Origin of the sequence: Denitrobaculum tricleocarpae, from assembly GCF_007004665.1 — a bacterium.
GTDB lineage: Bacteria > Pseudomonadota > Alphaproteobacteria > Kiloniellales > Kiloniellaceae > Denitrobaculum > Denitrobaculum tricleocarpae.
This window is the reverse complement of sequence record NZ_ML660058.1, coordinates 354852-364382: the sequence shown is the minus strand read 5'-3', so window position 1 is coordinate 364382 and position 9531 is coordinate 354852. Positions and strand designations below refer to the sequence as shown.

Sequence of the window (9531 nt, the reverse complement as noted above, 5' to 3'; positions counted from 1 at the left end):
TCTTACGCATAGTTGTGTAACACAAGATGCGCAAAGCATAGGCCCTAAATATGAGACAATACCACCCCACACAGACCGCCGACCGCGCATCCCTTCCAAATCATATTCACTATGTCAAAGAACAGGCGGACATCAGAACGAGCCTAAGATCCGCGCAACTTCAGTTTCCCGAAGTCACAACCCAACCTACCGATCAAACGGTGAAGTGAGGCCGAAGATAGTAGCGACAAGAAACCCCCTGTGCAACCGTTACCAGGTGCACCTGGGACAATCTCGTCGTTTTGGATGGCCAGCGCGTGATCCACCGGAGTGTCTGCGTCGCTGACGAGCGGGGTTATAGGCCCCCTGCTCCGGGCTGTCCAGCAAGAAAATGAAAAAAAATTATCTTTTTATATCAGGCCCAATTCCTTGAGCTCCGCCCTCATTTCTTCCGGCATTTCCGCGACGCCTTCAGGGGCATCCGAGAGGTCCAGCGGGGTGTCCGCGGGCTTGAGATAACGCCAGCCCTGGAAAGGCCTGTGCGGCTGGTTCACGGTCCGGTGCAGTTCCTGATCCAGGATCAAACGGGCGTAGCGCTGCCCCTCGTTATCATAGACCGTTTCGATGTCCAGCAAGCGCTGCCGCGCCCGCACCTGCCCCTTGATCACCCAATAGATCGAGCCGCCGTCCAGCAGCTCGTCCTTGCGCCGGGGCATCATGCGGGTCTGATGGTAGATCTGGCCGGTCTCGCGCAGACGGTAGGCCTGCCACTCACGCAAGCCCTCCACATGTTCACTCCCGACGGAGAGTTTGATCAGGTTCAGTTTGCTCATAGCGTTTCATTCATAGCCGGCCGTATTCCGACGGCCCGTTTTAGTCACCGGGAAGCTCACAGGCTTCATCCTACCCGCCCTATGAGATAGAGGTTGTGCCGCGTTTTCCAGTGATTCTCTGAAAGAAACCAGCTTCGATCCCCGGCAGCTCTGCCGGGCACCCTGTTAAGCAGTTCTATTTTGCGCCGCGCGCCAGTGCGACCTTGGACGCAGGCTTGCGGCCCAAACGCTCGGAGATCCACCAGGCGGTAGCGATCAGACGGTCCAGATCGACCCCGGTTTCCACCCCAAGTCCCTCCAGCATGTAGAGCACGTCTTCGCTGGCCACATTGCCCGACGCTCCCTCCGCGTAGGGGCATCCGCCCAGACCGGCGAGCGACGAATCGACCGTGGCCACGCCCAATTCCAGACAGCTCAGGATATTGGCCAGAGCCTGTCCGTAGGTATCGTGAAAGTGCAGCGCGAGGTCGCTCACCGGGATGCGCGCAGCCACGGCCTCGACCATAGCCCTGGCCTTGGCCGCCGTGCCAACCCCGATGGTATCGCCGAGCGAAATCTCGTAGCAGCCGCCCTTGTAAAGCGCCTCCGCCACCTCGGCGACCGCACTCACCGCAATATCGCCCTCGTAAGGACAGCCGAGCACACAGGAGACATACCCCCGGACCCGCAGCCCCTGCCCGCGCGCCTGTTCCATCACCGGTGCAAAGCGCTCTAACGATTCGGCGATCGAGCAGTTGATGTTCTTTTGCGTGAAGCTCTCGGAGGCCGCCCCGAAGACGGCGATCTCCCCGACCTTCATCTCCAGTGCACGCTCCAGCCCCTTCACGTTCGGAACCAGGACCGGGTAGTTGACGCCCTCCTTCGGCCTGATGGCCGCCAGCACCTCCGCCGAATCCGCCATCTGCGGCACCCAGCGCGGCGAGACGAAGGCGCCGGCCTCGACCACCGGCAGACCACAGTCGGCCAGCCGGTCGATCAACTCAGCCTTGATTTCGGTGGGGACGATGTCCGCTTCGTTCTGCAGGCCGTCGCGCGGACCTACCTCCACCATCTTGACGTTTGCCGGATAGGACAAAGGACCCTCTTTTCTTCCTGTGCTGTTTTGCTCAAACACTCAATCGTCAGCAGTCTCGAGACTCAAGAGTTCAGCCCCCTCTTCCACCAAATCACCGGCGGCAAAGAAAACCCTCGAGACAACCGCGTCCTGGGCGGCCGTAATGCTGTGCTCCATCTTCATGGCCTCGAGCACCACCAGCACCTGTCCCTGCGCGACCGCCTCTCCTGGCTCGACCCGGACCGCCACGATCTTGCCGGACATGGGTGCGGTGAGCTGTCCGCCCTCATCCTCGCCCGCCAAGTCCGGATTACGCGGATCCAGCAGATGCAGCAGGTGGTTCCTGCCGGCGTGCAGAACCGTAAAGTCCTGAGCATGGCGCAACACCCTTGCGCTGACGACGCGGCCATCGAGGTTCGCCCGCAGATGCCGGTTTTCCTGCCAGTCGCCCCGCAGCGACATGACCGCGCCACCGGGCATTACGGCCTCCAGGCCGCCCCCCGGCGCATAGCCGATGTCCAGAACGAACTCCTGCTCGCCTTCCTGAAACAACAGGTGCCGGCGGGTTTCCCCGTTCAGACGCCAGCCATCGGTCCGGAACCAGGGCGAGCCGCCGTCGCCGGACCGCAGCGCATCCTGCGCGGCCTCACGCCGGACCGCGGACATTTCAGCCAGAGCCGCGAGAGCGAGACAGTCATCATCGACGGCTTCGGGGGCCGGCAGCAAATCCTCGGCATAGCGCTCGATAAAGCCGGTATCGACGCCGCCTTCGGCAAAGGCAGGGTGTGCGGCCACGGCGGCCAGGAAGGCGGTATTCGTTGTCACGCCGACAATATATGTCCCGGCCAAGGCCGCCCGCAGACGTGCCAAAGCGGAAGCACGGTCCCGGTCCCAGACAATCAGCTTCGCGATCATGGGATCGTAGAAGACCGTCACCGAATCGCCCGTCCGCACACCGCTGTCCAGACGCAGGTGCCGGGTTTGCGGGGGCGTCTCGAAGTGCAACAACCGCCCGGTCGCGGGCAGAAAGTCCCGCTGCGGATCCTCGGCATAAAGCCGGACCTCGAAGGCGTGGCCCGAGATAGTCAGCTCTGACTGGGATAGAGGCAGCGCTTCGCCCGAGGCCACCCTGAGCTGCCATTCGACCAGATCCTGTCCGGTGATCATCTCGGTGACCGGGTGCTCGACCTGCAGACGGGTGTTCATCTCCATGAAGTAGAAATCCTCGCCCTCCGCGATGAACTCCACGGTGCCCGCCCCCTGGTAACCGATGGCCTGGGCCGCCGCGACGGCGGCCTCACCCATCTCGGCCCGGCGCGCCTCAGTCATACCGGGCGCGGGGGCCTCTTCGATCACCTTCTGATGCCGCCGCTGAACCGAGCAGTCCCGTTCGAAGAGATAAACCGCGTTGCCCAGAGAATCGGCGAAGACCTGAACCTCGATATGGCGCGGCGCGGTCAGGTACTTTTCCACCAGAACCCGCTCGTCACCGAAGGAGGACGCCGCCTCGCGCTTTGCAGAGTCCAGCGACGCCGGGAACTCAGTGGCCGAACGCACGATCCGCATGCCCTTGCCGCCGCCGCCGGCCGAGGCTTTGATCAGAACCGGATAGCCAATCTTTTCGGCCTCGGAGGCCAGCAGCGCGGGATCCTGATCCGCCCCGTGATAACCTGGCACGAGCGGCACCGAGGCCCGCTCCATCAGTGCCTTGGCCTCGCTCTTGGAGCCCATGGCCCGGATGGCGTCTGCGGGCGGACCGATAAAGGTCAGACCGGCGTCTGCGCAGGCGTCAGCGAATTCGGCGTTTTCGGACAGGAATCCGTAACCGGGATGGACCGCCTGCGCACCCGTCCTCCGCGCCGCCTCGATGATCTTCGCACCGAGCAGATAGCTCTCCGTCGCCGGTGCGGGACCGATGTGACAGGCCTCGTCGGCGCAGGCCACATGCAGCGCGTCACGGTCGGCATCGGAATACACCGCGACCGTCGCAACCCCCATTCGCCGGGCCGTCTCGATCACACGGCAGGCGATCTCACCCCGGTTCGCAATCAGTATCTTGTCAAACAAAAGCTTGGTTCCCGTTTCTCACGTTAGTCCCCCCTGCCCGTCAATCATCCTGCCCATCAATCATCCTGACCCTCAATCACCCTGCCCCGCACCGCGTTCCTTGGTGTAGCTCATGATTTCGGAAAATCCGAACAGAAGCAGCAGCACGCCAAAAACGATCTGCACCGCCGACAGCGCCCTCAAAGCCCCGCTCTCGGGCACGATATCGCCGTATCCGACCGTGCTTACGGTGATAATGGAAAAGTAGAGGCTCTCCTGAAAGGTGATGTTCCGGCTGACCCCCTCGATCGCAAAATGATGACCATCCGAAAAGCGGTCGAGAATCCTGTAGAGACAGGCAAAGACGATGACGTTGATCGAATAGAAGGTCACGAAAGCGAAGGCCGGGATATAGAGCCGCTGCACCCGTTTAAAAAAAGCCTCGAACACCAGGCCGGTGTCGAGCAGAAAGGCGGCGACATTACTGCTGACGATGAAGACGGCAACCGCGATGGCCGCCATGGCGGCAAACAGCAGGTAACTCTGGTGGAGTGGAGTGAAATCCCGCCCGGGAATGGCAAAGGTCGCGATCCCGATCAAAAGCACCGGCAGCAGCCAGGGCAGACTGTGCCGGAACTTACTCCCCTCCTGGACCCGGTGAGACACCACAATGTCCCGAATCGCCTCGCGCCGCAGCCAGGCGCCCAGCACGAACCCGAAGATGGGCAGGATGTAGGCAAGCTGTGCCACGGTCTTCTCGACCAGTGTGAAGTTGGCTTCGACGAATAGCACGAAGATGCAGGAGTAGACCGCGAGAAAGTTCGCCAGGGCGATTGCGAAAAACCGGCTGCCCGGAAAGACCGTGAAGAAAAAGGCGACGCTGGCAGAGATGGATATCAGCATGATCAGCTGGAAAAAGCTGGCGTCGTCGCCGACCGCGAAGGAGATCATGACGATCATCGCTCCGGTCGCCAGTACAGCCCCCAGCAATTTGCGGTCGCTGTCGCCCATGGCGGTCAGTCTTGCGCCCAGTCGGGCTTGCGCTTTTCAAGGAAGGCATTGACCCCCTCCCGGCCCTCGGGCGATTTCCGCAGCCGCGCGATCCGTACCGCCGTGTCCTCGATCAACGTCTCATCGATCGCCTTCCCGCTGACCGCGAAAATGAGATCCTTGGATTCCCGTTGCGCGGCGGGGCCGCCTGCCAGGATCACCTGGGCAAGCCTCTTCCCGCGGGTCTCCAGGTCTTCAGCGGGAACGAGCTCATGCACGAGGCCGAGGCGATAGGCCTCCTGGGCCGGAAAGCGTTCCGCCGTTAGGAAATACCGCCGCGCCGCGCGCTGGCCCATGGCCGCGATCACGTAGGGTGAGATCACCGCCGGGATCAATCCAAGGCGTACCTCCGAGAGGCAAAAGCTTGCCTCCTCCGACGCCAGAGCGATATCGCAGCAGGCCACCAGTCCGACCCCGCCGCCGAAGGCCGCGCCCTGAACCAGCGCCATGGTCGGCTTGCTCAGTTCATTCAGGGTCCGCATCAGTTCCGCAAGACCACGCGCATCCTTCAGGTTTTCGCTCTCCTTATAGCCCGCCATCTCCTTCATCCAGTTGAGATCTGCGCCCGCCGAAAAGCTTCGGCCCCGGGCGGCGAGGATGACCATACGGACACGCGGATCTTCCTCCATCCCCTTGAGGGCCGAGGTGAGCTCAGAGATCAGCGCGTCGTTGAAAGCGTTGTGGACATCGACCCGGGTCAGGGTGATGCGTGCGATCCCATCGGGTCCGGTTTCTTCGATAAAAAAAGGTGTGTACATCCTGGCTCTTACATCCTGAAAACGCCAAAAGAAGTAGGTTCGATCGGTGCGTTGAGCGCGGCGGAGATCCCCAGTCCCAAAGCCATCCGCGTATCCAACGGATCAATGATACCATCATCCCACAGCCGTGCGCTTGCATAAGTGGGATGGGCCTGATGCTCGAACTGATCCAGGATCGGTTGCTTGAAGGCCGCCTCGTCTTCCACACTCCAGCTCTCGCCCCGCGCTTCGATATTGTCCCGACGCACCGTCGCCAGAACACCGGCGGCCTGCTCGCCGCCCATCACGGATATGCGGGCGTTCGGCCACATCCACAGCAGGCGCGGGCTATAGGCGCGCCCGCACATACCGTAGTTGCCGGCGCCGAAGCTGCCGCCTATCACTGCCGTGAACTTGGGCACCTTGGCGCAGGCGACGGCGGTCACCATCTTCGCGCCGTCCTTGGCGATGCCGCCGGCCTCATACTTCTGCCCGACCATGAAGCCATTGATGTTTTGCAGAAATACGAGGGGAATGCCGCGCTGGCAGCAGAGCTCCACGAAGTGCGCGCCCTTGAGCGCGGACTCGGAAAAGAGAATGCCGTTGTTCGCGATGATGCCGACCGGATAGCCATGGATCCGCGCGAAGCCGCAGATCAGGCTGGTGCCGTAGAGCGCCTTGAATTCGTCGAAGGCGCTGGAGTCAACCAGCCGGGCGATCACCTCCCGCACATCATAGGGCTTGCGCAGATCCTGCGGCACGATGCCGTAAATCTCCGCAGGGTCGTAGAGCGGCTCGCGCGGCTCCTCGACCACCAGATCATGACGCTTCACCCGATTGAGATTGCCGACGATCCGCCGGGCCATCCCCAGGGCCTGCGCATCGTTCTGGGCCATATGGTCCGTCACACCGGAGGTGCGGGAATGAACGTCGGCGCCACCGAGATCTTCCGCCGTTACGATCTCGCCGACGGCGGCCTTGACCAGCGGCGGGCCGGCCAGAAAAATCGTCCCCTGATTGCGCACGATGATGCTCTCGTCCGCCATCGCCGGAACGTAAGCGCCGCCCGCGGTGCAGGATCCCATGACCACGGCGATCTGCGCGATGCCCTTGGAGGACATATTGGCCTGATTGTAAAATATCCGGCCGAAATGATCCCGGTCGGGAAAGACTTCGTCCTGGTTGGGCAGGTTGGCACCACCTGAGTCCACCAGGTAAATACAGGGCAGATGGTTTTGCTCGGCGATCTCCTGAGCCCGGAGATGCTTTTTCACCGTCATGGGGTAGTAGGTGCCGCCTTTGACCGTCGCATCGTTGGCGACGATCATGCATTCGCGCCCCGATATCCTTCCGATGCCGGTGATCAGGCCGGCGGAGGCAATATCGCCGCCGTACATCCCAAAGGCCGCCAATTGGGAGAGTTCCAGAAAGGGCGCGCCGGGATCGAGCAAAGTACGGACCCGCTCCCTCGGGAGTAACTTGCCCCGGTCCAGATGCCGTTTCCTGGGCCGCTCCCCGCCGCCCTGCCGCACCTCATCCACCTGACCGCGAAGCGTCTCGACCAGCGACTGCATGGCGGCACGGTTTTCCCGAAACTCCGGCGCGCGCGTCGAGATGGAACTCTTTAAAACGGTCATAGACTCTTGATCTCCTCCCAGCCCTTTTCGCCGGGCCCTTTTTCCGGGCCCACCCTTGCCGAGCCTACCTTTGCCAGGCCCGCCTTTGCCAAACCCCGCGCGACCGGCCTCCCCGTCATGGGACTTTTAGCGCATCAGGCCACCTGGCAGACTAAACGCCGATCCTCGGCCAGCCAACATGCCCGCCAACACAACGTACAGCGAAAACTGTATAGCGAAGCGACACAAAGGTGACGAGTCAAAACTTACGTTTACGTAAACGTAAAGCACTTGAGGTCACTTTTACGCTCTCCAATCACTCTGCGGCGTGACCGCCCGCGCCGTCCATGGCGCAGACGGCTTCCAGCGGGTGCGGTCTATCTACCAGCCGCCGTTCTGCAGCCAGTCTTCGAGCATGGCCATCCGGTCATGCCCCCAGAAGGGCTCGTCATCGACGATAAAGAAGGGTGAACCGAAGATTTCGCGCTCTATCGCCGACTGCACGACGGCGCGCAGGCGCTCCTTGACCTCCGGGTCTTTGAGCGCGGCTTCGACCTGGCCGGCATCATGGCCAAGGCCTGCGGCGACCTGCACGACGCTTTGCGCGCTCGAAATGTCCCCACCCTTCCCAAAGGCCTCGTCATAAAGCGCCTTTGCGAGTGTCTTTGCGGCCTCGGGATCGAGCGCATCGAGCCAGTAAAAAGCGCGGCAGGCGGCAATCGTCGCAAAGGGAAAGGGACTTGGCATCTGAAAGGGGATGCCCATGCGGCGCGCGGTGCGTTGGATATCGTGCCTGGCGTAGCCGGCCTTCATGGGAATCTCGGTGAGCGGCCGCGCACCTGTCTCCTTGAAGACGGCCCCCAGAAGCACAGGCCGCCAGACGGCGCTGCGGCCGTGCCGGGCCGCGAGACCGTCGATCTCCTGGGCGGCAAAGTAGCCGAATGGGCTGGCGAAATCGAAGTGGAACTCGATGACGTCCGTGGTTTTTGTCTCGATCATAGTTGAGTCTCTACCCTCAGATGCGGTTGTTGGCGGCCACCGCTTGACATAAGGCTGCCGAGATCGGCAGAGCCCCGCTCAGTCCTTCGCAATTTCCCTGCCGATCAGCATGCGCTGAATGTCGGAGGTTCCTTCATAGATCTGGCAGACCCGGACGTCGCGATAGATCCGCTCGACCGGGAAATCCGCAAGGTAGCCGTATCCGCCGTGAATCTGGATGGCGTCGGAACAGACCCGTTCGGCCATCTCAGAGGCATAGAGTTTGGCCATCGCCGCTTCCTTCAGGCAGGGCACGCCCGCATCCCGCAATCTTGCGGTATCCATGACCATCAACTCCGCGGCATGGATCTGCGTCGCCATATCGGCGAGACGGAAGGAAACCGCCTGATGCTCAATGATCGCCTTGCCAAAGCTCTGGCGGTCCTTGGCATAGCTCAACGCCGCCTGGTAGGCCGCCCGCGCCATGCCGACGGATTGTGCCGCAATCCCGATGCGCCCGCCTTCGAGATTGGAAAGAGCAATGCGGTAACCCTCGCCCTCTTCGCCCAGCAGGTGGTCCGGGGTCAGACGGCAGGACTCAAAGGAGATCTGGCAGGTGTCCGAGGCTTTCTGCCCCAGCTTTTTCTCTGTGGAGGCAATCTCGTAGCCCGGCGTGTCGGTCGGCACGATAAAGGCGCTGATGCCTCTCTTGCCCTGCTCCGGATCGGTGACGGCAAAGACAATCGCGACATCCGCGTTGCGTCCGGAGGTGATGAACTGCTTCACGCCATCCAGGACATAGTGGTTCCCGTCTTTGCGTGCGCGGGTCTTCAGCGCCGCTGCGTCGGATCCCGCTTGCGGCTCGGTCAGGCAGAAAGCGCCCAGCTTCTCGCCGCGCGCCATGGGCTTCAGGAAGCGCTCCTTCTGCTCATCCGAGCCGTAACGCAGCACCGGCATGCAGCCGACCGAGTTGTGCACGCTCATCACGGTCGAGCAGGAACCGTCGCCCTCGGCCACTTCCATCAGCGCGAGGGCATAGGAGAGATTGTCCGCACCCGCCCCGTCGTAGACCTCCGGCACCAGCATGCCCAGGAAACCCAGCGATGCCATCTCCTGGATCGCTTCGCTCGGGAACCGCGCCTCCCGGTCCCAGGCCGCGGCATTGGGCGCAAGGCGTTCCTGCGCGAATTGCCGCGCGGTGTCGCGGATCAGTCCCTGTTCCTCATTGAGCAGCATAG

The 9531-nt window shown here is 62.2% G+C and carries 8 protein-coding genes; all 8 read right to left on the bottom strand.

The window, feature by feature from the left end:
- Window positions 1-389 precede the first annotated feature (389 nt).
- Window positions 390-812, bottom strand: coding sequence for a DUF1489 family protein (locus tag FKG95_RS20795; protein ID WP_142898314.1), 423 nt, complete (start codon window positions 810-812; stop codon window positions 390-392).
- Between the two features lie 175 nt (window positions 813-987).
- Window positions 988-1887, bottom strand: coding sequence for a hydroxymethylglutaryl-CoA lyase (locus tag FKG95_RS20790; RefSeq protein ID WP_142898313.1), 900 nt, complete (start codon window positions 1885-1887; stop codon window positions 988-990).
- A 39-nt stretch (window positions 1888-1926) separates the two neighbouring features.
- Window positions 1927-3933: an acetyl-CoA carboxylase biotin carboxylase subunit gene (locus FKG95_RS20785; protein WP_142898312.1), complete on the bottom strand. Its 2007-nt coding sequence runs from the start codon at window positions 3931-3933 to the stop codon at window positions 1927-1929.
- 72 nt (window positions 3934-4005) lie between these two features.
- Window positions 4006-4923, bottom strand: a complete 918-nt coding sequence (locus FKG95_RS30235) for a potassium channel family protein (RefSeq protein WP_142898311.1) — start codon at window positions 4921-4923, stop codon at window positions 4006-4008.
- Window positions 4924-4928: 5 nt separating this feature from the next.
- Window positions 4929-5720 carry an enoyl-CoA hydratase/isomerase family protein gene (locus FKG95_RS20775; protein WP_142898310.1) on the bottom strand — a complete coding sequence of 264 codons (792 nt, stop codon included), beginning with the start codon at window positions 5718-5720 and terminating at the stop codon, window positions 4929-4931.
- 8 nt (window positions 5721-5728) lie between these two features.
- Complete coding sequence (locus FKG95_RS20770; protein WP_142898309.1) at window positions 5729-7336, bottom strand: carboxyl transferase domain-containing protein; 1608 nt, start codon at window positions 7334-7336, stop codon at window positions 5729-5731.
- A gap of 360 nt (window positions 7337-7696) precedes the next feature.
- The gene (locus FKG95_RS20765) at window positions 7697-8314 is read right to left on the bottom strand and encodes a 2-hydroxychromene-2-carboxylate isomerase (RefSeq protein WP_142898308.1); all 618 of its coding nucleotides are present in this window, start codon (window positions 8312-8314) and stop codon (window positions 7697-7699) included.
- 78 nt (window positions 8315-8392) lie between these two features.
- Window positions 8393-9529, bottom strand: a complete 1137-nt coding sequence (locus tag FKG95_RS20760; RefSeq protein WP_179954198.1) for an acyl-CoA dehydrogenase family protein — start codon at window positions 9527-9529, stop codon at window positions 8393-8395.
- Window positions 9530-9531 lie beyond the last annotated feature (2 nt).